At 69.6% G+C, this 23,296-nt stretch carries 24 protein-coding genes; 13 read left to right on the top strand and 11 right to left on the bottom strand.

Annotated features, from left to right (window positions below):
• The 4 genes from C6569_RS05060 (at window position 1) to kce (ending at window position 5,116) form a co-directional block, all read left to right on the top strand.
• The gene (locus C6569_RS05060) at window positions 1–2,535 is read left to right on the top strand and encodes a branched-chain amino acid ABC transporter ATP-binding protein/permease (RefSeq protein ID WP_106747812.1); all 2,535 of its coding nucleotides are present in this window, start codon (window positions 1–3) and stop codon (window positions 2,533–2,535) included.
• A gap of 194 nt (window positions 2,536–2,729) precedes the next feature.
• Complete coding sequence (locus C6569_RS05055; protein WP_106747811.1) at window positions 2,730–3,218, top strand: endonuclease domain-containing protein; 489 nt, start codon at window positions 2,730–2,732, stop codon at window positions 3,216–3,218.
• 1 nt (window position 3,219) lies between these two features.
• Window positions 3,220–4,146, top strand: coding sequence for a 3-hydroxyacyl-CoA dehydrogenase (locus C6569_RS05050; RefSeq protein WP_106747810.1), 927 nt, complete (start codon window positions 3,220–3,222; stop codon window positions 4,144–4,146).
• Between the two features lie 37 nt (window positions 4,147–4,183).
• On the top strand, window positions 4,184–5,116 hold the full coding sequence (kce, locus tag C6569_RS05045; RefSeq protein WP_106747809.1) for a 3,5-dioxohexanoate:acetyl-CoA acetone transferase: 933 nt from the start codon (window positions 4,184–4,186) through the stop codon (window positions 5,114–5,116).
• 291 nt (window positions 5,117–5,407) lie between these two features.
• Here kce and hutX read toward each other — a convergent pair whose 3' ends face one another.
• From hutX to C6569_RS05025, 4 genes are all read right to left on the bottom strand, one after another.
• Window positions 5,408–5,926 (bottom strand): heme utilization cystosolic carrier protein HutX, encoded by a 519-nt coding sequence (hutX, locus tag C6569_RS05040; RefSeq protein WP_106747808.1) that lies wholly within the window; start codon window positions 5,924–5,926, stop codon window positions 5,408–5,410.
• A gap of 17 nt (window positions 5,927–5,943) precedes the next feature.
• Window positions 5,944–6,291 (bottom strand): heme-degrading protein HmuQ, encoded by a 348-nt coding sequence (gene hmuQ, locus C6569_RS05035; protein ID WP_106747807.1) that lies wholly within the window; start codon window positions 6,289–6,291, stop codon window positions 5,944–5,946.
• A gap of 41 nt (window positions 6,292–6,332) precedes the next feature.
• Window positions 6,333–7,640: a TonB family protein gene (locus tag C6569_RS05030; protein ID WP_106747806.1), complete on the bottom strand. Its 1,308-nt coding sequence runs from the start codon at window positions 7,638–7,640 to the stop codon at window positions 6,333–6,335.
• A gap of 146 nt (window positions 7,641–7,786) precedes the next feature.
• Window positions 7,787–9,988 carry a TonB-dependent hemoglobin/transferrin/lactoferrin family receptor gene (locus C6569_RS05025; protein ID WP_106747805.1) on the bottom strand — a complete coding sequence of 734 codons (2,202 nt, stop codon included), beginning with the start codon at window positions 9,986–9,988 and terminating at the stop codon, window positions 7,787–7,789.
• Window positions 9,989–10,217: 229 nt separating this feature from the next.
• On the opposite strand from C6569_RS05025, the gene hemP reads away from it, so the two are divergent.
• The 4 genes from hemP to C6569_RS05005 are packed head-to-tail and all read left to right on the top strand — an operon-like array spanning window position 10,218 to window position 13,193.
• Entirely contained in the window at window positions 10,218–10,406 is a 189-nt protein-coding gene (gene hemP, locus C6569_RS05020; RefSeq protein ID WP_245898242.1) for a hemin uptake protein HemP, read from the top strand.
• Window positions 10,403–11,287: a heme/hemin ABC transporter substrate-binding protein gene (locus C6569_RS05015; RefSeq protein WP_106747803.1), complete on the top strand. Its 885-nt coding sequence runs from the start codon at window positions 10,403–10,405 to the stop codon at window positions 11,285–11,287. Before hemP ends, C6569_RS05015 begins: the two co-directional genes overlap by 4 nt.
• A 23-nt stretch (window positions 11,288–11,310) precedes the next feature.
• A complete protein-coding gene (locus tag C6569_RS05010) occupies window positions 11,311–12,375 on the top strand; it encodes a FecCD family ABC transporter permease (protein WP_245898315.1) in 1,065 nt (354 codons plus the stop codon).
• Window positions 12,372–13,193: a heme ABC transporter ATP-binding protein gene (locus tag C6569_RS05005; protein ID WP_106747801.1), complete on the top strand. Its 822-nt coding sequence runs from the start codon at window positions 12,372–12,374 to the stop codon at window positions 13,191–13,193. The genes C6569_RS05010 and C6569_RS05005 overlap by 4 nt, the downstream gene beginning before the upstream one ends.
• Here C6569_RS05005 and C6569_RS05000 read toward each other — a convergent pair.
• Complete coding sequence (locus tag C6569_RS05000) at window positions 13,157–13,555, bottom strand: RrF2 family transcriptional regulator (RefSeq protein ID WP_181313913.1); 399 nt, start codon at window positions 13,553–13,555, stop codon at window positions 13,157–13,159. The two genes, C6569_RS05005 and C6569_RS05000, sit on opposite strands and share 37 nt — an antisense overlap.
• 185 nt (window positions 13,556–13,740) lie before the next feature.
• Between C6569_RS05000 and C6569_RS21660 the strand changes: the two genes are divergently transcribed.
• The gene (locus C6569_RS21660; RefSeq protein ID WP_146144731.1) at window positions 13,741–14,874 is read left to right on the top strand and encodes a DUF6600 domain-containing protein; all 1,134 of its coding nucleotides are present in this window, start codon (window positions 13,741–13,743) and stop codon (window positions 14,872–14,874) included.
• Between the two features lie 60 nt (window positions 14,875–14,934).
• On the opposite strand, the gene C6569_RS04990 is transcribed toward C6569_RS21660, so the two are convergent.
• Window positions 14,935–16,176: a TadE/TadG family type IV pilus assembly protein gene (locus C6569_RS04990; RefSeq protein WP_106747798.1), complete on the bottom strand. Its 1,242-nt coding sequence runs from the start codon at window positions 16,174–16,176 to the stop codon at window positions 14,935–14,937.
• A 145-nt stretch (window positions 16,177–16,321) separates the two neighbouring features.
• Window positions 16,322–16,627, bottom strand: coding sequence for a hypothetical protein (locus C6569_RS04985; RefSeq protein WP_106747797.1), 306 nt, complete (start codon window positions 16,625–16,627; stop codon window positions 16,322–16,324).
• A 306-nt stretch (window positions 16,628–16,933) separates the two neighbouring features.
• On the opposite strand from C6569_RS04985, the gene araD reads away from it, so the two are divergent.
• On the top strand, window positions 16,934–18,670 hold the full coding sequence (gene araD / locus C6569_RS04980; protein WP_106747796.1) for an L-arabinonate dehydratase: 1,737 nt from the start codon (window positions 16,934–16,936) through the stop codon (window positions 18,668–18,670).
• 16 nt (window positions 18,671–18,686) lie between these two features.
• A complete protein-coding gene (locus tag C6569_RS04975; protein ID WP_106747795.1) occupies window positions 18,687–19,403 on the top strand; it encodes a ribonuclease activity regulator RraA in 717 nt (238 codons plus the stop codon).
• Between the two features lie 18 nt (window positions 19,404–19,421).
• Here the strand turns inward: C6569_RS04975 and C6569_RS04970 are convergent, their stop codons facing one another.
• Complete coding sequence (locus tag C6569_RS04970; RefSeq protein WP_181313912.1) at window positions 19,422–19,577, bottom strand: hypothetical protein; 156 nt, start codon at window positions 19,575–19,577, stop codon at window positions 19,422–19,424.
• Window positions 19,578–19,661: 84 nt separating this feature from the next.
• Entirely contained in the window at window positions 19,662–20,636 is a 975-nt protein-coding gene (locus C6569_RS04965; protein WP_245898241.1) for a Bug family tripartite tricarboxylate transporter substrate binding protein, read from the bottom strand.
• 180 nt (window positions 20,637–20,816) lie between these two features.
• On the opposite strand from C6569_RS04965, the gene C6569_RS04960 reads away from it, so the two are divergent.
• On the top strand, window positions 20,817–20,999 hold the full coding sequence (locus C6569_RS04960) for a hypothetical protein (protein ID WP_106747793.1): 183 nt from the start codon (window positions 20,817–20,819) through the stop codon (window positions 20,997–20,999).
• A 49-nt stretch (window positions 21,000–21,048) separates the two neighbouring features.
• On the opposite strand, the gene C6569_RS21875 is transcribed toward C6569_RS04960, so the two are convergent.
• The gene (locus C6569_RS21875) at window positions 21,049–21,345 is read right to left on the bottom strand and encodes a hypothetical protein (RefSeq protein ID WP_181313911.1); all 297 of its coding nucleotides are present in this window, start codon (window positions 21,343–21,345) and stop codon (window positions 21,049–21,051) included.
• A 120-nt stretch (window positions 21,346–21,465) separates the two neighbouring features.
• Window positions 21,466–22,278, bottom strand: a complete 813-nt coding sequence (gene ku / locus C6569_RS04950; RefSeq protein WP_106747792.1) for a non-homologous end joining protein Ku — start codon at window positions 22,276–22,278, stop codon at window positions 21,466–21,468.
• Between the two features lie 127 nt (window positions 22,279–22,405).
• On the opposite strand from ku (C6569_RS04950), the gene ku (C6569_RS04945) reads away from it, so the two are divergent.
• A complete protein-coding gene (ku, locus tag C6569_RS04945) occupies window positions 22,406–23,290 on the top strand; it encodes a non-homologous end joining protein Ku (RefSeq protein WP_106747791.1) in 885 nt (294 codons plus the stop codon).
• The last annotated feature ends 6 nt before the right edge of the window (window positions 23,291–23,296 follow it).

Raw genomic sequence — 23,296 nt, 5'->3', positions numbered from 1 at the left:
ATGACCCCGACCCTCCGCAACCTCCTCGCGGCCATCGCGGCGCTCGTCGTCCTGCCGGTCTTCATGCTGTCGATCGGCCTGACGCTGACCTCGGCCACCGACGTCGTGATCTTCGCCATCGCCGCCATGGCGCTGAACATCCTGGTCGGCCATACCGGCCTCGTCTCCTTCGGCCACGGCGCCTTCTTCGGCATCGGCGCCTATGCGGCGGTGCTGGCGCAACGCCATTTCTTCCCCGGCCAGATGCTGCTGCCGGCGGGGTTCTCGATCCTCTTCGTCGGTGTGGTCTCCACCCTGCTCGGCCTGCTGATCCTCAGGCGGCGCGGCGTCTATTTCTCGCTCCTCACCCTCGCCATGACGGCCGTCGCCTACACGGTTTCCTTCCGCTGGACCGAGCTCACCGGCGGTGAGAACGGTCTCGGCGGCGTCGTCAGGCCGCACTGGGGCATCGCCGATCTCAACAACCCCTGGGCCTTCTACGTCCTCGTCGCCGCCATCGGCTTCGCCGTGGTCTTCCTCCTCCAGCGCTTCCACCGTTCACCCGTCGGCAGCGTGCTGGTGGCGGTGCGCGAGAACGAGGTGCGTGCCCGCTTCGTCGGCTACGACACCGACCGCTACAAGCTGATCGCCTTCACCATCTCGGCCACCCTGACGGGCTTTGCCGGCGTGCTCTCCGCCTTCCACCACCGCTTCACCTCGGCCGACCCGATCGCCATCCAGTTCTCCGGCGAGCTCCTTGCCATGGTGGTGATCGGCGGCATGCGCTCCTTCATGGGCCCGGCGCTCGGCGCGCTGTTCTTCATGCTGTTCCGCGAGTACCTCTCGCTCTTCACCTCGAGCTGGCTGCTGGTCTTCGGCCTGCTCTTCGTCGGCTTCATCGTCTTTTCGCCCACCGGCCTCATCGGCGTCGCCGAGCGCGTCCTCGCGCCCTTCCGCAAGCGCATCGAGACCGATGCCGCCATGGCGGCGCGACGCGTCGAGGCGGTGGGTCCCGTGCCGCCGCAGTTCGTCCGCGAGACGCGGACGCCGACCGAGACCGGCAACGACGCGGTCCTGGTGGTCGACGACATCGCCAAGAGCTTCGGCGGCATCAGAGCGGTGCGCGGCATCGGCTTCACCGTCCGGGACCGCACCCTGCATGCCCTGATCGGCCCCAACGGCGCCGGCAAGACCACGGCCTTCAACCTCCTGTCCGGCATGTTCCCGCCCGACCGCGGCACGGTAACGCTCGACGGCGGCGAGGTCGGCGGCCTCAGCCCCCAGGCGATCACGCAGGCCGGCGTCGGCCGCTCCTTCCAGATCACCAATCTCTTCCCCGGCCTCACCATCGAGGAGAACGTGCGTCTCGCCGTGCAGGCGCGCCATCCCGGCCGGTTCGGGGTCTGGGCCGAGGCGAGCACCCTGCCCAGCATCGGCGAGGATACCGCCACGCTCATCCGCTATCTCGGCCTCGGTGGCATCGAGCAGGCGGAGGCGGGATCGCTCTCCTATGGCGGCCAGCGCCTCGTCGACATGGCGCTGGCGCTGGCGACACGGCCGCGCATCCTGCTCCTCGACGAGCCGCTGGCGGGTCTCGCGGCGGCCGAGAGGAAGCGCGTCGGCGACATCGTCAAGACGATCTCCGGCGACATCCCCGTGCTGCTGGTCGAGCACGACATCGACCGGGTGTTCCAGCTCGCCGACCACGTCACCGTCATGAACGACGGCGAGGTTCTGGTGGACGGCACGGTCGAGGAGGCCCGGTCCTCGGAGCGGGTCCAGGCCGTCTATCTCGGCTCGGGCGCTCATGCTGTGGCGGCGAAGGAGCGGGCCTCGGCGGCGACGGCCGAGACGCTGCTGACCCTCGACGGGGTCAACACCTTCTACGGCAAGAGCCACATCCTCAACGACGTGACCTTCGACGTGAAGGGCGGCGAGATCGTCGCCCTGCTTGGCCGGAACGGCGCGGGCAAGTCGACGGTTCTGAAGACCATCACGGGCATCGCACCGCCCGCCTCGGGCACGGTGACGCTGGCCGGCGACCGGCTCTCGGGCCTGCCTGCCGACCAGGTGGCGCGGCGTGGCGTCGGCTACGTACCGCAGGGCCGCGGTCTCTTCGCCGGGCTCTCCGTCAAGGACAACCTGATGCTCGGCCGCCTGAAGCGCCTGACCGGCGCCGGCCGCCACTGGGACGAGGACCGGGTGCTGGCGTTCTTCCCGCGGCTGAAGGAGCGCTGGACGACGTCCGCCGACTTCCTGTCGGGCGGCGAGCAGCAGATGGTGGCGGTGGCCCGCGCCCTCGTCGGCGACACCCGCCTGCTGCTGCTGGACGAGCCCTTCGAGGGCCTGTCGCCGGCCATCACCGAGGAGCTCTTCGAGGCCTTCGACAAGCTGCGCCACGAGGTGTCGATCATCATCGTCGACCACCATCTCGACCTCGCCCTGGCGCTGTCGGACCGCACCGTGGCGCTGGAGCGCGGCGCGGTGACCTGGCACGGCGCGTCGAAGGACCTGCGCGAGGACCAGGAGCTGCGGCGCAAGGTGTTGTGGCTGTGAGGGGGCGCATAAATCGGTCGGGGACAGTAGAACATCTTCCCCCCACCCCTGCCCCCTCCCCGCTCGCCAAGCGGGCGGGAGGGGAAAAGCGCTCGAACGTCTCGGTCGCCGCGACCTTGCGCTCGCGCTCCGGGAATGGCTCCATTCCCCTCCCCCCGCTTGCGGCGGGGAGGGGTCAGGGGTGGGGGCCCGCGATGGACAGACGCCGCGATCGCCGGATCCCCCTCGCCCGCCGGCTGAGGCGGGAAGCGACCTTTCAAGAGCGGCTGATCTGGAACGCCATCCGGCAGTTCGACATTGCCGGCTTCCATCCGCGGCGGCAGGCGCCGGTCGGGCCGTACATCGTCGATTTCACCTGCCACGGACTGAAGTTGGTCATCGAGATCGACGGTGATCACCATGGATACGGCGCGCAGGCGCGGAATGATCAGAGGCGTGACGCCGACTTGAGATCGCGCGGTTACGAAATCGTCCGGTTGAGCAACCAGCACATTGCCGAAAGCATCGACGGCGCGGTCGAGACGATCCTTGCGGCATGCCACACACGGGCTGGCGCAATCATGCCCCCCACCCCTGACCCCTCCCCGCCGCAAGCGGGGGGAGGGGAAAGCGCCACATCCGCCGACGCTCACGCGAATCCACGCGCGAAGCACAAGACGACCCATACGACACGAGGTTCCTGACATGCCCACCATCGCCATCGTCGGATCGGGCCTGATCGGCCGGGCCTGGGCCACGGTCTTCTGCAGCCACGGCTGGAGAACCGCCCTCTACGACCCGGTCCCCGGCGTCGCCGAGGCGGCGAAAGCCCATATCGCGAAGAACCTGAAGGAACTCGCCGACCTCGATCTCGTGAAGGACGCGAAGGGATCGGCGAAAAACCTCGTCGCCTGCACCACCCTCGCCGAAGCCCTCAAGGGCTGCGCCTTCGTGCAGGAGAACGGGCCGGAGACGGTGGAGGCGAAGATCGCCATCCACGGCGAGATCGACGCCCTCGCCCCGCCCTCGGCCATCGTCGTCTCCTCCACCTCGTTCCTGTTCTCCTCGCTCTGGGCGAAGGACCTCAAGCACCGCTCGCGCGTGCTCGTCGCCCATCCGGTGAACCCCCCTCACCTCGTGCCCATCGTCGAGCTCTGCCCGGCGCCCTGGACCGACCCCAAGCTCGTGGAGAAGGCCCGCGCCATCTACGAGAAGGTCGGCCAGGTGGCGGTGACCGTGAAGAAGGAGATCGACGGCTTCGTGCTCAACCGCCTGCAGGCAGTGCTGATGGCGGAGGCCTTCGACCTCGTGGGCTCGGGCGTCGTCTCGCCGGAGGACCTCGACAAGACCATCCGCGACGGGCTCGGTCTGCGCTGGTCCTTCATGGGCCCCTTCGAAACCATCGAGCTCAACGCCCCCGGCGGCATCCCCGACTACAACCGGCGCTACGGCCCGAGCCTGACGCGCCTGACCGGCCGCAAGGTCTTCACACCCCAGAACGAGGCGGCGATCATGGCGGAGTGGCCGGGCGAGCAGTCCCCCGAACGCATAGCGCGCCTGTCGAAATGGCGCGACGGCCGATTGGCGGCCTTGAAGGCGCACAAGCGCGGCGCGAAGAAGAAGCCGGCCTGATCCTCATCCCATCCGCAGTCCGACGAAGGAGCCTCTCATGGCGAAGTCGAAGAAAGTCATCATCACCTGCGCCATCACCGGCTCCATCCATACGCCGACCATGTCGGAGCACCTGCCGATCACGGCGCAGGAGATCGCCGACAACGCCATCGCGGCGGCGGAAGCGGGGGCGGCCATCGTCCACCTGCACGCGCGCGACCCCAAGGACGGTCGCCCCGACCAGTCGATCGAGGCCTATGCGCCCTTCCTGAAGGTGATCAAGCAGCGCTCGAACGTCGCCATCAACATCACCACCGGCGGGTCGCAGACGATGACGGTGGACGAGCGGGTCAAGCCCGCCGCGCATTACGCGCCGGAGGTGGCGAGCCTCAACATGGGCACGATGAACTTTGGCCTCTATCCGATGCTCGACCGCTACAAGGAGTTCAAATACGACTGGGAGAAGCCCTATCTGGAGGGCTCGCGCGCCGGCATGTTCAAGAACACGCTGGCCGACATCGAATACATCCTCACCACCTGCGCCAACAACGGCACCCGCTTCGAGGTGGAGTGCTACGACATCGGCCACCTCTACACGCTGCGCCACTTCGCCGACCGCGGCATCATCAAGCCGCCCTTCTTCATCCAGTCGGTGTTCGGCATCCTCGGCGGCATCGGCGGCCATTACGAGGACGTGGTGATGATGAAGCGCACCGCCGACCGGCTGTTCGGCGACCAGTATCAGTGGTCCGTGCTCGGTGCCGGGCGCAACCAGATGCCGATCGCCGCGATGTCGCTGGCCATGGGCGGCAACGTGCGCGTCGGCCTCGAGGATTCGCTGTGGATCGGCCCGGGCAAGCTCGCGAAGAACAACGCCGAGCAGGTCACCAAGGTGCGCCAGATCATCGAGGGCATGGGCCTGGAGATCGCGACGCCCGACGACGCCCGCGAGATCCTCGGCCTGAAGGGCGGCGACAAGGTCAATTTCTGACGGGGCGCCGTTGCAGGGCGCCTTGGGTGGGGATCGATCCTTTTGGTCACCCCACCCCGTCGCCCTTCGGGCGCCGACCCTCCCCCTCCAGGGGAGGGTGAAGGAGCGCCACCCGACGCGCCTGTGTCAATGACGGCTGCCCCATCGGCGGCATTCACCCTCCCCTGGAGGGGGAGGGTCGATCGAGCATCAGCGAGATCGGGGTGGGGTGACCGTTTCGTAGCCACTCCGCAAAACAACAAAGGGCGCAGCCGAGGCCGCGCCCTTCTTCTCTTCGAGGCCGCGCGTCGCTCAGGCGTATTTCGCCCTCAGCGCCTCGAACTTCACGATCTGGTCGGGCAGCAGCGCCCGCTCCTTGTCGCGGCGGACGAAGATCTTGAACATGGCCTCGCCGGCCGCGTTGTAGAACTGGATCGACAGCGAGCGGCGGCCGTGGAACACGCGGTCAACGAAGCAGATCTCGCTGCAGTTCGACGCCTTGATGTGACCGCCGATGGGGCTGTCGCCGTGGACGTTGAACCAGCCGTGGCCGGCGGTGCCGGGGACGAGCCTGCCGTGGCATTCGAGCACGATGTCCGGCGTGTTGACGATGAAGAGGATTTCCCCCCACTCCGTCACGTCGGTCCAGATCGCCTCGAAGGCCTCGGCGGGGGCGCCGACGCTCTCGCCCGGCGGCAGCATGGCCAGCACGTCGCGGGGCGGCACGCCGTGCTCGCGCGCGACGGCCTCGATCACCCCGTCCGGCTTGGCGGCGAGGGCGGCGCGGGCCGCCGCCAGCCGGTCGGCCGCGGCGGGGAGTTCCGCAGACATCTGAGCCGTCATGGCGCTCACTCGGCCGCCAGAGACGGCTTACCGCGGTTGTCGTCGACGAGCACCGCCTCGAAGCCCTCGAACTCGGGGTGGCCCATGGAGGTCGGCTTCGCATCGGCCATGCCGGCGCGGGCATGCGACTTGCGGAACTGCTCGGACTGGGTCCAGGCTGTGAAGTCCTCCTTGGTCTCCCACACGGTGTGCGAGGCGTAGAGGGTGTGGTCCTCACGCTCCGGACCCTTGAGCAGGGCGAACTCGACGAAGCCCTTGAGTTCGTTGAGGTAGGACTGGCGGGTGCGCCAGATCGTCTCGAAATCGGCCTCGGCGCCCTTGATGACCTTGAAACGGTTCATGGCGATATACATGGCAAGTCTTCCTCCTGGCTCGTCCTGCGGACTGGCTGGCATCAATAGAGACTGTAGTTAATTCCCGCCGTGAAACTGGCGGAACCTCCGGCCGGATTCGGCGGGAAGGGCTGGGCGCGACGCACCATGGCGAGCGTCGCCTGATCGAGAATGGCCGCCCCCGAGGACGAGGCGATGGAGACCGAGGCCACGGACCCGTTGGCGGTCAGGGTGAAGGCGATGCCGGTGCGCCCGCGGATGCCGCGTTCGCGCGCCTGCTCCGGATAGACCTTGTGACGGGCCAGATGGGCGAGGACGCGCTGGCGCCACGCCGCCACTGCGGCGACCGTGCTGGCGCCCGACGCGCCGGTGGCGTCGGACTGCTGGCGGTTGCGCTGGCCGGCCCCCTCGCCGCGCTCGGCGACGCTGGCGCGCGCCTCGGCCTGGCGGGCTGCCCGGGACGGGCGTTCGCGCTGCGGCGTCGCCGCCACCTGCCGCGTCGGGCGACGGGACTCGCGGGTGGTGGGGGCCTCGCGGCGGGTCGGCGGCGGACGCGTCGCCTCGCGGCGGACGGGCGGGGGCGGCTGCTGGACCCTCGGCACCGGCGGAGGCGTCACCTGGGGCGGCGGCTCGACGACCGGAGCGGGCGGCGGCTCGACCGGCGGAGCGAGGGCTGCCTGGACCTCGGCGGGCTCGAGGGTCTCGACCTTGGCGGCTGTCTCGGCCGGCGGGGGCGGCGGCGGCGCCGCCACCACGACCGGCTCGGCCGGCTTGTCGAGGATCGGCAGCGTGTCCGGCATGGGCGGCGGCGGCAACTGATCCAGAATGCGCTCGGCCGTGGTCACGGGATCGGGCTGGGCGACGGGCGGCTCCTCGGACGCCGTCTCGACCGGCTCGCTGACGGTGGGCTCGGGCGGCGTCTCGGCGGGCGGCGCTTCGACCTTCTGCAAAGCCTGGCTGTCGGCGGAGGGGGTCTGGCTCTCGTGGCGGCCGCTCGCCGCCTCCTGCTGCGAGGCCGAGCCCGTGTCGGCGGCGACGACCAGCTCGACCGGAATGCCCTCCTCGCCGGCGGAGATCGGCGGCGCCGCCGTCCAGCTCAGCCAGACGAAGGCGGCGGCAGCCCCGGCATGAAGCATGAACGAGGCGATCACCGACAGGGAGATGCGGGCCGCGACGGGATGGGGGCATCCCCTCGCCGAAAGGTCGGTCTCGACGACCGGAAGGGGGGCCGCCGCCCCTTCCGGAGCGGGTGCGGGCACGACGACGACGGCGGGGGCCGGGGCCGCGTCCGCAGGTCCCGGCACCACGACGACGGCGGGAGCCGCACTGGAGACGGGCTCCGCGCGCGAGGCGGGAAGCGAGAGGGTCACGATGGCGGTTGGCAGGCCCGCATCGGGCGACCCTGCGCGCAGGCTCGAAAAGACCGGTTCCGACTTTCCGCGACCTGCCGGACGGGCCGGATGGCTCCGGCCCGTTTCCGTCCTGCGCGCTGTCGAGCGGCCTGCCATTCCGCGCCTCAGAACTTCGCCGACAGGCTGGCCGAGACGGAGCGGCCGGGCGCGCGGAACAGTTCGAGATTGGCGTTGTTGGAGGTCAGCCCCGCCACGTCGATGGCGTTGAAGTAGCTCGCGTTGAAGATGTTGAAGATGCCGGCCCTGAGCGTCAGGTTCTTGTTGATCTCGTAGGAGCCGAGGAGGTCGAAGGTGGCGTAGCCGCCCGGCTGGTAGATGTTGGCGGCGCTGACGCGGGTCTTGGCGAGGGCGGCCTTCATGCGGGCCTCGATCTGCCAGTTGTGGGGGCTGGTGTAGCGGACGGAGGCGACGCCGGTGAGCGGATCGACGGAGTCGATCGGCGCGCCGGTGGTCTGGTTGGTGCCGTTGGCATAGGCGAGCGCACCGTGGAACGACCATTCGGGCGTCATGCGATATTCGCCGCGGGCCTCGAAGCCCCAGATCCGGACCGAGGAGACGTTCTGGTACTGGAAGGTGGTCAGCGTGCAAGTCGGCGGCGCGCAGACCGTCACCGTGTCGATGAAGTCCTTGTAGAGATTGTAGAAGCCGGACACCTGGAACGACGAGCCATCGGCGAAGCGGCCGCGCAGGCCGGCCTCGAAGCTGTCCACCGTTTCCGGACGCAGGCCGAAGTTCGGCAGGATCTCGTAGAACTGCGCGGTGTTGCGGTAGGCGAAGTTGGCATTGTCGTAGGGCGGCGCGCGGAAGCCGCGGGCGTACTGGCCGAAGACGCGGAAGTTCTCGGTCAGGTCATAGGTGGCGCCGAGCTTGGGCGAGACGGCGAAGGCCGAGACGTTGCCGATCGCGAAGCCGGGGTTGGAGTTGTAGAAGGCCTGATCGGGCTTCGGCGTCAGGTGGTAGTAGTCGAAGCGCACGGCCGGGATGATGCGCAGGGCGCCCCACTGCATGATGTCCTGGATGTAGAACGCCGCCTGGGTCGTGTGGGTGTCGGGGAAGTTCTTGTTCGGGAAGGTCTCGCCGCCGATCGTCCCCGGAATCGGAAGGCCCGTGGTCAGGTCCGTCTCTGTGCGGTTGCGCGGGCGCGAGGTCATGGTGAAGTCGACGGTGGCGCCGTAGATGAACCGGTGCTCCCAGCCGCCCCACTGGCGCTGGGCCGTGAACTGCGCATTGGCGCCGAAGATCTGCTGGCGGAAGTCGAAATCGGAGGCGCGCAGGCGGTTCGCCGGGGCCGGCGCCACGACGCCGGAGCGGCGGTACTCGTCGAGATGCTCTTGCCGGTCGAAATCGGTGGCATAGGCCGCCAGCTTGATCTCGTCGGCGATGGCCCAGGAGAGCTGCTGCGTCCAGTCGAGGCTGAGCCGGAAGCGCTTGTTGGTGTCGTGGGCGATCTGCTGGGTGATGGTCGAGGTGCGCGCCGAGACGATGTCGGTGGAGTAGCCGCGCCAGGTCGCCTCGCCGGTCAGGCGCCAGCGACCCGAATCCGGGGTCTCGTAGATCAGCTTGGTCAGGATGTTGTTGGACTGGAAGGTCTGCGGATTGGCCCGGCGGGTGTCCGAGTTGATCAGCGTCTCGGTGCCGTCGCGGCGGGTGTACTGCAGAAGGAACTCGAACGGGCCGCGGCGGGCGGCGCCCGTATAGGTGTGGGCGAAGGAGCGGTTGACGCTGTCGAAGGAGAGCTTCGTGCCGGCATACCAGTCGCGGCCGACCTCGCGCAGGTAGTCGCCCGGATCCTTGGTCACGAAGGTGACGACGCCGCCGATCGCGTCCGAGCCGTAGAGGGCGGAGGCGGGGCCACGGATGATCTCGACCGCCTTCAGGCTGTCGTAGTCGATGATGTCGCGGGTGTAGAGGCCGGCGCCGGCATTGGAGCCGGGATAGTCGGGAACGCGCAGGCCGTCGACCTCGAGGCGGACGCGGTTGTCGCCGATGCCGCGGATGAAGAAGGAGCCGGCGCCGACGCGGGTGGGCGTGTTGCTCACCGCCAGGCCGGGCTCGGTGCGGACGACGTCACGCGGGCCCTGGACCATGTTCTGGTCGATCTGCCGCTCGGTGATCACCGTCACGGTGCCGGGCGAATTGTAGACCGTCGACGGCGTGCGCTCGGCCGAGACCGTGATCTCGTCCTGCGCAGACGGCGTGCGGGCGTCGGCCGGACGGCTTTCGCTCTGGGCGAGAACCGGGCCTGTCCCGAGAACCATGATGGATACTGACGCCATGAGCGCCTGACGTGCGTGACGGAGATACATGTTCGAGACCGCGAGCCTGACTGAAGTTTTTTCTGTGGCTGGCTGGCTCGACGCGGCATCGGCGTCCGGCTGGCTGGCATCCGGCCGGCCGGGTTGACCCGGTCTCGGCGCTGTTGACGATGCCTAATTAACCTGACTATCAATGTCAACAATCAGCGACAGAGAAGCAGATTTGAATGTTTCCAGAGAGTTCGGACTGATTGTTCCCATTCTAAACTAGGCCGGTGCCATGATCTCCTCTCCCCCAACCTATCCCTCAGGCGACCGGCCAAACATGGTCGCCGACGGCGCCACCACGGTTCCGGTCGTGGAGGTCGGTTCGATTCTCGGGGCAGGTCGCGAGGCCGTCATCCTCCACAAGGGGGAGCGCTACCGCCTACGCGTCACCGCCAACGACAAGCTGATCCTGACCAAATGATCCGCCCTGCCCTCCTCCCGCAGCCGCGTCCGTCGCGGCGCGCGATCCTCGCTGCGCCGGCGCTCCTGGCGCTGGGCGCCTCGCATGCTGCGGCCGCCGAACGCCGCCTCGTCGCCGCCGGCGGGGTGATCACCGAAATCCTCTACGCGCTCGGACGGCAGGACCTGCTGGTCGGCGTCGATTCGACGAGCCTGCACCCGGCCGAGGCCATGCGGGAGAAGGCCAATGTCGGCTATGTCCGGGCGCTCTCCGCCGAGGGCGTGCTGTCGCTACGCCCGACCGACCTGCTGGCCGTTGAGGGTGCCGGCCCCCCCGACACCGTCAAGCTGATCGCCGAGGCGGGCGTGAAGGTCGTCAGGATCTCCGAGGACACGTCCGAGGCGGGTGTGGCGGCCCGCATCCGCACCATCGGAGCCATCGCCGATGCCGCGGACCGGGCGGAAGCCCTCGCCGCCAAGGTCGAGGCCGGATTTGCGGCGCTGAAACAGCAACGCGACGCGCTAGCCGCCCGCAAGCGCGTGCTCTTCGTGCTGTCGCTGCAGAACGGTCGCGTCATGGTGGGCGGTGCCCGCAGCAGCGCCGACGCCATCATCCGTCTCGCCGGCGCGATCAATGCCGCCGATTCGGTGGAGGGCTTCAAGCCGCTCACCGACGAGGGGCTGATCGCCGCCGCGCCCGACGTGGTGCTGATGATGAAGCACAACGAACACGCCGCCTCCGCCGACCAGGTCTTCAGCCAGCCGGCGCTGTCGGCGACGCCCGCCGCGCGCACGCGCGCGCTCGTGGCCATGGACGGGCTCTACCTCCTCGGCTTCGGACCGCGGACCCCCGATGCGGCGCGCGACCTGATGGCCGCGGTCTATGCGGGTCCCAGGCCGTGACCATCACGGCCGAAGCGCCCTCCATCGCCGGGCTCTTCGCCTCGCGGCGGCGGCGGCTCACCATCGGGGCGGCCCTGCTGGCGGTGGTGCTGGTGCTTCTCGCCGTCGCCTCGCTCGGCAGCGGCGCGGTGAAGATCGCCCCGGCGGACGTGGTGCGCGTGGTGACCGCCTGGGCGACCGGCGACCGCGAGGCGCTGGCCGGCCGCGACGCGCTCATCATCCTGTCGATCCGGGTGCCGCGCCTCCTCCTCGGCTGCCTGATCGGCGCGGCGCTGGCGGTGTCCGGCGCGCTGATGCAGGGGCTCTTCCGCAATCCGCTCGCCGATCCCGGCCTCGTCGGCGTCTCCTCCGGCGCGGCGCTGGCGGCGGGCTTCACCATCGTCCTTGGCGACCGCATCTTCGGCACGGTGGCGGCGCAACTGCCCTTCGTGCTGCTGCCCTTGGGCGCCTTCCTCGGCGGCCTCGCCTCGACCCTCATCCTCTACGCCATCGCCACCCGCCACGGTCGCACCTCGGTCGCCATCATGCTGCTGGCGGGCGTGGCGCTCGGCGCCTTCGCCGGCGCGCTGACGGGCCTGCTCGCCTTCGTCAGCGACGACCGGCAGCTGCGCGACCTCACCTTCTGGTCGCTCGGCTCGCTGTCCGGGGCGAGTTGGACGAAGGTCGCCACCGTCACGCCGCTGATCTTGCCGGTGCTCCTCGCCGTGCCCTTCCTCGCCCGCGGCCTCAACGCCCTGCTGCTCGGCGAGGCCGAGGCCTTCCATCTCGGCATCCCCGTCCAGGCGCTGAAGCGCGCCGCCATCATGATGGTGGCGGTCGCGGTGGGGGCGAGCGTCGCCTCCGCCGGGGTTATCGGCTTCGTCGGCATCGTGGTGCCGCACCTGCTGCGGCTGCTGTTCGGGCCGGATCACCGGGTGCTGCTGCCGCTCGCCGCCCTGCTCGGCGCCATCCTGCTGACCGGCGCCGACCTCCTCGCCCGCACGCTGGTGGCGCCGGCCGAACTGCCCATCGGCATCCTCACCGCCGCCATCGGCGCGCCCTTCTTCCTGTGGCTGCTGCTGCGCCGCGACCGGACCCTCGACGCATGACGATCCTCCTGGAAGCCGACGACGTCGGCGTCGCCTACGGGCGCCACAAGCCGGTGGACGGCGTGTCGCTGGCGCTGGCGCGCGGCGAGCTGATGGTGGTGGTCGGCCCCAACGGCGCCGGCAAGACGACGCTGATGAAGCTGCTGACCGGCGAGGTGGCACCCACCGGCGGCGCGGTGCGGCTCGACGGCGAGGCGCTCGGCGCCATTCCCGCCTGGAGGCTCGCCTCGCAGCGCGCGGTAATGGCGCAGGCGAGCCGCCTCGCCTTCCCCTTCACGGTGGCCGAGGTGGTGCGGATCGGTATCGACAGCGTCGGCCGGGCGCTCACCCGAGGCGCCCGCGAGCGCATCATCGGCGAGGCGCTGGCCGCCGCCGACATCGGCCATCTCGCCGCCCGCTCCTACCAGACCCTGTCGGGCGGCGAGCAGCAGCGCGTGCAGTTCGCCCGCACCTTCGCGCAGCTCAGGGCCGGCCGCACCAGCACCGACCGGCAGGTGCTGTTCCTCGACGAGCCGGTGGCCAATCTCGACCTGTCGCACCAGATCGCGCTGATGGAGAGTGCGGCGCGGCTCGCCCGCGAGGGCGTGGCAGTGATCGCCGTGCTGCACGACCTCAATCTCGCGGCGACCTTCGCCGACCGGATCCTGGTGATGAGCGGCGGGCGTCTGCATGCGCTGGGCGCACCGGCCGAGGTCATTACGCGGGCGCGGGTCAGGGACGTCTTCGGCGTGGATCTGTGCCGGGAAGCCGAGAGCGGCCTGCCGGTCGTCCTGCCGCAGCACTATGCGGGGATGCGGCCGGAGCGTGGCGCCGCCTGATCGCCCTTGCGGGCGATGGCGCGCGGCTCGATGTCGGCGAGGGTCGTCTCCTCCAGCGGCTGGAAGAAGCCGCGGTGGGCGCGGAACATCAGCGTCGACACGGGGTCACGCGACTGGTCGGCGGCGAGGAAGTTCACCGGGCAGTCCGCCGGCTCGAAGGCGCGGACGATCTCGGCCACCTTCATCTCGTCGGCCGCCCGCACCAGCCTCAGCCCGCCATAGCGGCCGCGCTCGGCCTCGAGCAGGCCGGCCCGCGACAGGGCGTGGGCGGTCTTCTGCACGTTGAGAAAGGTGATGCCGGTGATGGCGGCGAGGTCGGCCGCCTTGACAGCCCGCGGCCATCGCGCGGAGAGTTCCGCCATCAGTCGGATCGCATCGACGGTTCGCTGGTTCAGCCACATGCAGCGTGTGTAGCGGAAGATCCCGCGCGATCAAGACCTATCCAGCCTGCACCACCACGGCAGAGCTGCCGCGGCAGGTGAACTTTTCTTGCCCTTCTCGCGACTGACGAAGGAGCGCGCCGACGGCGCCTGCCAGGAGAGCTGCGATGACCCCGAAACCCCGTTTCCGCATTCCATCCCTCGTATCCTCGCTGGCGCTCGTCGTCAGCCTGTCGATCGGCCAGGCGCTCGCAGCCGGGGCCGGCACGCCTCCCCCGCCGCCGCCCGACGAGGCCATGCCCGGCGCCGCGATCCAGCAACAGGCGCCGAGCCCGATGGACGGGTTCCGCGAGACGCTGCAGCAGTTCGGCAGCTTCGAGATCCACCCGCTCTATGGCGAGGTATGGAAGCCGTCTGAGCAGATCGCGGCACCGGGCTGGTCGCCCTATCCGCGTTGTCACTGGCAGTACGACCGCGCGCAGAGCACGTGGGTCTTCGCCGATCCGACCCCCTGGGGCGCCATCGTCCACCGTCACGGCCGCTGGGCCAACGATCCCCAGCACGGCTGGGTCTGGGCGGCGGACACCAATTTCGGCCCGGGCTGGGTCGTCTGGCGCGCCGAGCCGCATCAGGTCAGCTGGGCGCCCATGCTGCCCGAGCAGCACGGCAACCAGCCGCCCCGCGAGGGCTGGCAGACGCAGGACCAGGCCTCGTTCAACAGCGGCTGCCGGCAGGCGGCGCCGCCCCCGCCCGTCGCCAGCCACGCGCCGCCCCCGGCGATGCGCTATGACGGGCCGGCCTACCAGCCCGGCCCGGCCGTTGTCGGCGGCGGTCCCGCCTTCATCCCCGGCGGCGTCGTTGTGATCGACCGGTGCCGTCACCGGCCCTGGGCTCCTGGATGCCGGCCCCGCCATGTCGGCCTGCCGCCCGCCTGCGCAACCGGCATCCGGCCGTCGTGGTGCCGCCCGGTCTGCGCGACGAACCCCTTCGCTCCCGGCTGCCGGCGCCCTGGCCCGGTGGTGGGCGGCGTCAGGCCGCCGCCCGGCGCGACGGGCAACTTCTGCTCCCGCTTCCCGGCGCACCCGCGCTGCCGCCTGGTTCGCCCGATGGGCCCCGGCCCCTTCGTCGGACGCCCGGGTCCGCGTCCCGGCCCGATCGTCGGCCGCCCCGGCCCCCGTCCCGGCCCGATCGTCGGCCGCCCCGGCCCCCGTCCCGGCCCCGTCATGGGCCGGCCCGGCCCCCGGCCCGGCGTTGGGATGGGCGGCCGCGGTCATGGCGGTGGACGTTCCGTGCGCCGCTGACGCACCTCACGCTCCCTGGAAGACCCCGGATCCGTCCGGGGTCTTCGCCTTTCGGGGCGCTCAGTTGGTGAGCCTGAGGCGCGTGAGCTGGCCGCCGATGTCGCTCAGGGTGGTCACGAGCTGGGTCGGATTGGTCATCAGCGTGAACTTGTCGCTGGTGCTGGCGCAGTTCTGCATGACCGAGGAGGTGGCGTCGCCACCGGTGTTCACCTGGATCGTATAGAGCGTGATCCCGGCCGCCTTGATAGCGGTGCAGAGCAGGGTCTGCCGGGAGTCGATCTCACTCTGGCGGTCGGCGTGACGGCTCTCGGTATTGAGGCCGTCGGAGATCAGGATGATGACCTTCTTGTAGGTGTATTTCGGATCCTCGGCCGGCGCGTTCATCGGAAGCCCCTGGGTCAGGGTCTGCCAGGCCCAGGCGAGGCCGATGACCTGGTTGGTGTTCCCCGCCGGGCTCATCTGCGCCACGGTGGAGCGGAGCTGCCCCCAGTTCGAGGTCAGCGGCTGGATGGCGGTGGGAGTGCCGCCGGTGTAGTTCTCGTTCATCGCCGGGAAATAGGTGGAGGACCCGGAGGGAGCGGCGTTCGAGATGTCGTTGTTCTTGTCGCGGTCCTGAATGGCCCCGCTCCAGCTCGAGGAGCAGAAAATCCAGCTGCAGACCGTGGCGTCCGACATGCGGATCCAGCTCGCATTGCGGTAGGTCGTGCCGACATTGACGACCTTGGCGAAGGGGACCAGGGAGACCAGCACGTCGCCGTCGTTCTTGGCGTTGTCTTGCAACTGCGTCAGAAGACTGAGCGTCGCGGTCTTCAAGGCCGACATCTTGCCGGAGCTCGACATCGAGCCGGTATTGTCGAGGGCGAGGGCCACCCTCAGCCGGGTGATGCCCCAGGCGGTCTTCGATGCCGCCGCCACGTCCACGGAATTGATGCCGATGACGGGGAGGAAGTTGGCGGGCAGCGCGAGCGTCGCCTTCAGCTCCAGGGTCGAATCCGTCACGGTAGCGACGATGGTAGGCGTCGGCACACCTGCTTCCTTGAACTGGGCGGCGAAGAAGGTGAGCGCGTCCGACTTGATCTGGTCGCCGGTCTTGCCGGAGGCGCGGGAGGAAGCGGCGACGGCGGCCGCGTCGAGGGCCGACTGGAGCTTGGCCTGGACGCGGGCGCCGCGGGAATAGTCGACCGCGAGGCCGACGAAGCCGAAGATGGCGACGAGGCAGATGGCGAAGGTGATGGCGATGCTGCCCCCCGCGTCGCGGCGCAGCCGGCTCAGCACGTCGGGAATGGGCGGGCGGGCGAGCATCAACAAACCAATGGCAAGAAAATCTGCCGTCACTCTGGCAGGGGCTTCTTGCCGAACCGCTAACGAGCAGTTCCCGAACGGGTTACGATTGTCGCAATCTCCGATTCCGATCCGCTCGCGCGGGGCGCCGCGCCTCCCGCGCCGTTCAGCGCAGGAAGCCGTCGAGGATGTCGTCGAGGCGCTTGGTCGGCGCGCGCTGGCAGTCCGCCGTGACGCGCGACAGGACCTGATCGTAGGTCATGTTGCGCAGGATGTCCTTGTTCTTGTGGAAGGCGGAGGCGGAGAGATAGCCGAGCATCCACTCCCGGTATTCGGCGGCCTGCGGCGTGGTGCGCACCCGCAGCCAGACCGAGCACTGGTCGGTGCCGTGGCCAAGGATGCGGATGGCATGGGCCTCCCCCGCGGCGAGGGCGGTGAGCGCGACGGCGGCGGCGAGGGCGATGCGGCGCATGGACGGATCCTCCGGTGCCCGGGCCGGTCTCGGCCCGGTGCGAGCGGGCGGAGCCTAGCCATGGCCGGAATTTTCGCAAGCGCGATCCCGCAGGGCGTCACCCTGGCGGCGGCGGCGGGCATGCGAACCGATTGAAATTGCCGCATTGCAGCAACGATTTCCGGGGGAATACGGCCAAACCGGAAGGCGAAATCGTCGCTTTCCTCGGTACTTAGTCTTGCCATCCGGCGGCTGGCGGCCTTGGATGGGCGCCCGGCCGCCAAGAGCCGGCCGAAGACGACCGAAACGCCCGATCACGAGATGCCCATGACCCGCCGCAAGACCCCTGCGGACCTGCGCAGTGCCCGCTGGTTCGCCCCCGACGACCTCCGGTCCTTCGGCCACCGCTCGCGCTGGATGCAGATGGGCTACGCCCCGGAGGACTGGGTCGGCAAGCCGATGATCGCCATCCTCAACACCTGGTCGGACGCCCAGCCCTGCCACGCCCATTTCAAGGACCGCGTGGAGGACGTGAAGCGAGGCATCTTTCAGGCCGGCGGCTTCCCCATCGAGCTGCCGGCGCTGTCGCTGTCGGAGAGCAACGTCAAGCCGACCACCATGCTCTACCGCAACCTGCTCGCCATGGAGGCGGAGGAACTGATCCGCTCGCATTCCGTCGACGGCGCCGTGCTGATGGGTGGCTGCGACAAGACGACGCCGGCCCTGCTGATGGGCGCGACCTCGGCCGGGCTGCCGATGATCTACGTGCCGGCGGGGCCGATGCTGCGCGGCAACTGGAAGGGCCACACGCTGGGCTCCGGCTCGGACGCGTGGAAATACTGGGACGAGCGGCGCGCCGGCAACATCTCCGACCGCGACTGGACCGACGTGGAGGGCGGCATCGCCCGCTCCTACGGCGTCTGCATGACCATGGGCACCGCCTCGACCATGACGGCGATCGCCGAGGCCATCGGCATCACCCTGCCCGGCGCCTCGGCCATTCCGGCGCCCGACGCCAACCACAAGCGCATGTGCGCCGCCGCCGGCCGGCGCATCGTCGACATGGTCTGGGAGGACCTGAAGCCGACGGACATTCTCACGCGCGCGGCCTTCGAGAACGGCATCACCGTCGCCATGGCCATGGGCTGCTCGACCAACGCCATCATCCACGTTATCGCCATGGCGCGGCGGGCGGGCGTCGACATCAGCCTCGCCGATTTCGACAAGGCCAGCCGCAAGGTGCCGGTCCTCGCCAATGTCCGCCCTAGCGGCGACACCTATCTGATGGAGGACTTCTACTACGCCGGCGGCCTGCCCGCACTGATGACGCGGCTCACCGACCACCTGCACCTCGGAGCCGTCACCGTGACGGGCAGGCCGCTGGCCGAGAGCCTCGCCGGCGCCGAGGTCCACAACGACGACGTCATCCGCACCGTGGAGAACCCGATCTATGCCGAGGGGGCGCTCGCCGTGCTGAAGGGCAATCTCTCGCCCGACGGCTGCGTCATCAAGCCGAGCGCCTGCGAGCCGCGCTTCCTCAAGCACAGCGGCCCTGCCCTCGTCTTCGACGACTATCCCGCGATGAAGGCGGCGATCGACCGCGACGACCTCGACGTCACCGCCGACACGGTGCTGGTCCTGCGCAATGCCGGGCCGCACGGCGGGCCGGGCATGCCGGAATGGGGCATGCTGCCGATCCCGAAGAAGCTGGTGAAACAGGGCATCCGCGACATGGTGCGGATCTCGGACGCGCGCATGTCCGGCACGAGCTACGGCGCCTGCATCCTGCACGTCTCGCCCGAGGCCCATATCGGCGGGCCGCTGGCGCTGCTGCAGACCGGCGACATCATTGACCTCGACGTCGACGGTCGCACCCTCAACATGCGCGTCAGCGAGGAGGAACTCGCCAGCCGCCGCGCCGCCTGGCAGCCGCCCAAGGCCCATTACGAGCGCGGCTACGGCTGGATCTTCACCAAGCACATCAAACAGGCCCACGAGGGCTGCGATTTCGACTTCCTCGAGGAGAGCTTCGGCGGCCCGGTGGCCGAGCCGGCGATCTTCTGAGCTGCGGAGCCTTTGCATGAGCCTCAAGACCGAGACCCGCGAGAAGCTGAAGGGCGTCTCGACCGCCACCCTGTGCACGGCGCTGTTCAAGCGCGGGCTGCGCAACCAGTTCATCCAGGACGTGAAGCCCCTGAACCCGGCGCTGCCCACCATGGTGGGCGAGGCCTTCACGCTGCGCTACATCCCGGCGCGGGAGGACCTCAACCCGATCACGGTGTTCCAGGATCGCGGTCATCCCCAGCGCAAGGCCGTGGAGGAATGCCCGCCGGGCGCGGTCATGGTGATCGACAGCCGCAAGGACGCGCGGGCGGCCTCGGCCGGCGGCATCCTCGTCTCGCGCCTGATGATGCGCGGGGTGGCGGGCGTCGTCACCGACGGCGGCTTCCGCGACAGCGCGGAGATCGCCGGCCTCGCCATACCCGCCTATCACCACCGCCCCTCGGCGCCGACCAACCTGACCCTGCACCAGGCGCTGGACATCAACGTGCCGATCGGCTGCGGCGACGTGGCCGTCTGGCCCGGCGACGTGGTGGTCGGCGACGGCGACGGCGTGGTGATCATTCCCGCCGCCATCGCCGACGAGATCGCGGCGGAGGCGGTGGAGATGACCGTGTTCGAGGATTTCGTGACGGAGATGGTGCTCGCCGGCCGCTCGATCCTCGGCCTCTATCCGCCGACGGACGACCAGACCAAGGTCGACTTCGCCGCCTGGCGCGGCAAGACGGGGCGCTAGTCGCCCCCTCCCCCGGGCCTACCACCAGGGATCGGGCAGCCAGCCGACGAGATAGAGGCCGGTCAGGATGATCATCAGCAGGACCAGCGAGCCACCGGCGCCGCGGGTGCCGCCGAGATAGCCGCCGAAGACCAGAACCAGGATCAGCAGGACAACCAGAAAACCGGTCCACATGGGCCCCTCCTCATGCGCCGGAGCCACGGGGGCTCCGGCCTTTCCGGGAGGGACAACGCGCGAACCGGTATCGGGTTCAGGCGATCACTGCGGCTCGATGCGGGCCTCGCGCACGATGACGCGATAGCGCTCGCGCTCGGAGCGGGAGAAGGCGGTGAAGGCGTCAGGCGTGTTGGGCGCGGCCACTGCGCCGATCTCCTTGAGCTTCGCCACCACGTCGGGCCGCGAGAAGATCTCCTTCACGTCGGCGGCGACCTGGTCGACAACGGCGCGCGGCGCGCCGGCGGGGGCAAAGAGGCCGTGCCATGTGCCGATGTCGAAGCCGGGGAAGGTCTCGGCGATGGCCGGGATCTCGGGGGCCGTCGGGCTGCGCTCCTTCGAGGTCACCGCGATGGCGCGCACCGTGCCGCCCTGAGACTGCGGCAGCGCGAAGGTGATGTTGTCGAAGGCAAGGTGGATGTGGCCGCCGACCAGCGCATTCATGATCTCGTTGGAGGAGCGGAAGGGGATGTGGGTCATCGGCGTGCCGATAAGGTTGGAGATGATCTCGGCGGGGATGTGGTTGGAGGCGCCGATGCCGGAGGAGCCGTAGTTCAGCTTGCCGGGATTGGCCTTCGCATAGGCGACGAACTCGCTCATCGTCCGCGCCGGGATCTGGTTCGAGACGACCAGCATGTTCGGCAGGGTGGCGAAGAGGCTGACCGGCTGGAAGTCGCGATCGGCGTCGTAGTTCAGCGACTTGTAGACATAGGGCGCGATGGCGTGGGTGCTCGCCGTGCCGACGAACAGCGTGTATCCGTCCTTCGGGGCGCGCGCCGCGGCGGTCGCGCCCACCGTGCCGCCGGCGCCGGCCCGGTTCTCCACCACGAAGGCGGTGCCGTATTTCTGCTGCATCGCCTGGGTGAAGATGCGGGCGAAGAGATCGGTCGTGCCGCCGGCGGTGAAGGGCACGATGACCGTGACCTGGCGCTGCGGCCAGGCGGGGGCGGCGGTCTGGGCTTCGGCCCGGACAGCCGTCAGGGCGAGGGCGCCAAGCAGCGCCAGCATCAGTCTCTTCATCATTTCCTCCCGGCAATGTCATGGGTCCCGCAGGAGCGGGCCTTGCCTTGGCCGCGAGTTTGAACCGTTTGAATCCGATCGTGAAGCGGAAAGTGCGGCATGGCAGCCGGCGGTCGGACGCGGCCCCGGAACGATACGGAGGCCGCGGGGTTGGTTGGACAAGTCACTTCGGAGGCCACCATGATGATGCAGAGCGCGCCGATTCTTCTCGGCACCCCCTATTTCGGCACCCCGCAGCCGCCCGTTCCCGAGCCCTTCCCGCAGCCCGGTCCCGTGCCGATCCCGCCGCAGCCCGACCAGCCGGACCCCATGCCGATCCCGCCGCAGCCGGAAGATCCGATCCAGACTCCCGATACGATGTGATGGACGAAAAAAGGCCCGCCGGAAGCGGCGGGCCTCATCGTTGGACGGCTTACCAGTAGCCGCGGCGCCACATGCGACGGCGCCACATCCGGCGGCGCCAGCGGCGGCGGCGACGCCAGCCCCACCCCCAGCCGCGACGACGCCAGCGCCGGCGGCGCCAGCCCCATTGCATCTCCTGGGGCTCACCGGCGGCACCGGGGGCCACGGAGGGCGCGGCGACACCCGCGGGCTGAGCGGCGGCAGCGGGGCTCACCCCGGCGAGCACCAGGACGGCCGTGCCGCCCGCGAGGGTGGCGAGCAGCGCCCGGCGGTCCGTGATGCGGGACGCGGAAGGCGAATCGGTCATGTGTTTCTCTCCCTGTGTCTGCGATGCCTTCAAGTCTGGTTCGTCCGGCTTGAACCTCGGATGAACCTTCGGGACGGCGGACGTTCAGACGCGCCCCGGCTGCGGCCGGCGCGGTTGCGACTAACGCCGGCTGCGGCCGGCGGGTTTCTTCTCCGAAGCGAGACTCTTGCGCAGGGCGGCGAAGAGATCGACGACGTTGTCGCCGCTCGCGGCCGGCTTGCCCTTGGCGGCCTTCGTGCGGGTCTTCTTCTTCGACTGGATGATGCGGGCGAGCTCGGTCTGCACCGGGTCGGAGGCCATTTTCGGGTTCCACCGCCGGGTGCGCTCCGCGATCAGGTCGCGGGCGAGCTGGGTGGCCTTGGCGGGCGGGTGGGCGTCGGCGGGAACGTCGCCGAAATAGGCGGCCTCGTCGCGCACCTCGTCGCCGTAGCGCAGCGTCCAGACGACGATGCCCTTGTCGCGGGGCTGCAGCATCACGGCGCGCTCGCGGCGATAGAGGACGAGGCGGGCGATCCCCGCCACCTTCGAGGCCTTCATCGCCTCGCGAATGACGGCGAAGGCCTCCTCCCCCACCGCGTCGTTGGGCACGAGATAGTGCGGCTTGTCGAGGTAGAGCCAGGGAATGGAGCCGCGCGGCACGAAGGTGTCGATGTCGATGGTGCGGGTGGTGTCGAGGGCGACGGACTCCAGGTCCTCGTCGTCGAGGATGACGAAATCGTCCTCGCCCTGGGCGTAGCCGCGCGCCTGGTCGTCGTCCGCCACGACCTTGCCCGTCTCCGCGTCGACATAGCGGCTCTCGACGCGGTGTCCGGTCTCGCGGTTGACGGTGTGGAAGCGGAGCTTCTCGGCCTCCGAGGTGGCCGGCATCATCGCCACCGGACAGGTGACGAGTGACAGCTTCAGATAGCCCTTCCAGTAGGTTTGGCCTGCCATGGTGGATCCCCCGGCAGGATCAATGCGCGAGCGGCGCATGCGGTTCCGCGGGGGGAACGAAGCGCCCGACCGGGGCGTTGCACGTGACCCGCGCGCCCGTCGCGCCGCTCACCGGGAATCATCGGCCATGGCCTCACCGCGAGCCAACTGGAAGGGATCGCTCACTATCGCGGACCTCAACTGCCCCGTGGCGCTCTACACCGCCGCCTCGACGGCGGAGCGCATCGCCTTCCATACGATCAACGCCAAGACCGGCAACCGGGTGCGGCGTGAGTTCGTCGATCCCTCGACGGGCAAGCCCGTCGCGCGTGAGCAGCAGATCAAGGGCTATGCCCTCGACGACAGCCACATGGTGCTGCTGGAGCCGGAGGACATCGCCAAGGCGGTGCCGGAGAGCGACAAGCGGCTGACGGTGGAGGCCTTCATCGCCTGCGACGACATCGACACGGTGTTCTTCGACCGCCCCTACTATCTCGCGCCCGCCGGCGAGGTGGCGCGCGAGGCCTTCCTCGTCATCCGCGATGCGATGCGCGAGGAAAAGGTGGCGGCGCTCGCCCGCACCGTGCTGTTCAAACGTGTGCGGACGCTGATGATCCGCGCTCACGGCGAGGGTCTCATCGCCCACACCCTCAACTACGACTACGAGGTGCGGTCGGCGGCCACGGCCTTCGAGGATGTTGCCGACATCAAGATCAAGAAGGACATGCTCGACCTCGCCCGCCACATCGTCGAGACGAAGGCCGGCACCTTCGATCCCGCTGCCTTCGACGATCGCTACGAGGCGGCCGTGGCCGAGATGGTCCGGGCCAAGCTCTCCGGCAAGCCGCTGGCGCGCCGCAAGGACCCGAAACCCGCCAAGGTGGTGGACCTGATGGAGGCGCTGAGGGCGAGCGCCGGCATGAAGACGGACGACCCAGCAGCGCCAAAGAAGGCCGCGGGCTCAGCGGCCAAGAGGCCCCGCAAGGCCGCCGGCGGAAGCTCCCGCAAGGCGCGCGGCAAGAAGGCGGCGTGAGCGGTC

Source organism: Phreatobacter cathodiphilus (assembly GCF_003008515.1).
In the GTDB taxonomy this organism is placed as follows: domain Bacteria; phylum Pseudomonadota; class Alphaproteobacteria; order Rhizobiales; family Phreatobacteraceae; genus Phreatobacter; species Phreatobacter cathodiphilus.
The sequence above is the reverse complement of the archived record's forward strand: the minus strand, read 5'-3'. Positions and strand labels throughout refer to the sequence as shown.

What these genes read in the sequence shown, in the direction of transcription:
- C6569_RS05060 (WP_106747812.1), top strand. Translation starts at nt 1, where the DNA reads ATGACCCCGACCCTCCGCAACCTCCTCGCGGCCATCGCGGCGCTCGTC.
- C6569_RS05055 (WP_106747811.1), top strand. Translation starts at nt 2,730, where the DNA reads ATGGACAGACGCCGCGATCGCCGGATCCCCCTCGCCCGCCGGCTGAGG.
- C6569_RS05050 (WP_106747810.1), top strand. Translation starts at nt 3,220, where the DNA reads ATGCCCACCATCGCCATCGTCGGATCGGGCCTGATCGGCCGGGCCTGG.
- kce (WP_106747809.1), top strand. Translation starts at nt 4,184, where the DNA reads ATGGCGAAGTCGAAGAAAGTCATCATCACCTGCGCCATCACCGGCTCC.
- hutX (WP_106747808.1), bottom strand. Translation starts at nt 5,926, where the DNA reads ATGTCTGCGGAACTCCCCGCCGCGGCCGACCGGCTGGCGGCGGCCCGC.
- hmuQ (WP_106747807.1), bottom strand. Translation starts at nt 6,291, where the DNA reads ATGTATATCGCCATGAACCGTTTCAAGGTCATCAAGGGCGCCGAGGCC.
- C6569_RS05025 (WP_106747805.1), bottom strand. Translation starts at nt 9,988, where the DNA reads ATGTATCTCCGTCACGCACGTCAGGCGCTCATGGCGTCAGTATCCATC.
- hemP (WP_245898242.1), top strand. Translation starts at nt 10,218, where the DNA reads ATGATCTCCTCTCCCCCAACCTATCCCTCAGGCGACCGGCCAAACATG.
- C6569_RS05015 (WP_106747803.1), top strand. Translation starts at nt 10,403, where the DNA reads ATGATCCGCCCTGCCCTCCTCCCGCAGCCGCGTCCGTCGCGGCGCGCG.
- C6569_RS05005 (WP_106747801.1), top strand. Translation starts at nt 12,372, where the DNA reads ATGACGATCCTCCTGGAAGCCGACGACGTCGGCGTCGCCTACGGGCGC.
- C6569_RS05000 (WP_181313913.1), bottom strand. Translation starts at nt 13,555, where the DNA reads ATGGCGGAACTCTCCGCGCGATGGCCGCGGGCTGTCAAGGCGGCCGAC.
- C6569_RS21660 (WP_146144731.1), top strand. Translation starts at nt 13,741, where the DNA reads ATGACCCCGAAACCCCGTTTCCGCATTCCATCCCTCGTATCCTCGCTG.
- C6569_RS04990 (WP_106747798.1), bottom strand. Translation starts at nt 16,176, where the DNA reads ATGCTCGCCCGCCCGCCCATTCCCGACGTGCTGAGCCGGCTGCGCCGC.
- C6569_RS04985 (WP_106747797.1), bottom strand. Translation starts at nt 16,627, where the DNA reads ATGCGCCGCATCGCCCTCGCCGCCGCCGTCGCGCTCACCGCCCTCGCC.
- araD (WP_106747796.1), top strand. Translation starts at nt 16,934, where the DNA reads ATGACCCGCCGCAAGACCCCTGCGGACCTGCGCAGTGCCCGCTGGTTC.
- C6569_RS04975 (WP_106747795.1), top strand. Translation starts at nt 18,687, where the DNA reads ATGAGCCTCAAGACCGAGACCCGCGAGAAGCTGAAGGGCGTCTCGACC.
- C6569_RS04970 (WP_181313912.1), bottom strand. Translation starts at nt 19,577, where the DNA reads ATGTGGACCGGTTTTCTGGTTGTCCTGCTGATCCTGGTTCTGGTCTTC.
- C6569_RS04965 (WP_245898241.1), bottom strand. Translation starts at nt 20,636, where the DNA reads ATGAAGAGACTGATGCTGGCGCTGCTTGGCGCCCTCGCCCTGACGGCT.
- C6569_RS04960 (WP_106747793.1), top strand. Translation starts at nt 20,817, where the DNA reads ATGATGATGCAGAGCGCGCCGATTCTTCTCGGCACCCCCTATTTCGGC.
- C6569_RS21875 (WP_181313911.1), bottom strand. Translation starts at nt 21,345, where the DNA reads ATGACCGATTCGCCTTCCGCGTCCCGCATCACGGACCGCCGGGCGCTG.
- ku (WP_106747792.1), bottom strand. Translation starts at nt 22,278, where the DNA reads ATGGCAGGCCAAACCTACTGGAAGGGCTATCTGAAGCTGTCACTCGTC.
- ku (WP_106747791.1), top strand. Translation starts at nt 22,406, where the DNA reads ATGGCCTCACCGCGAGCCAACTGGAAGGGATCGCTCACTATCGCGGAC.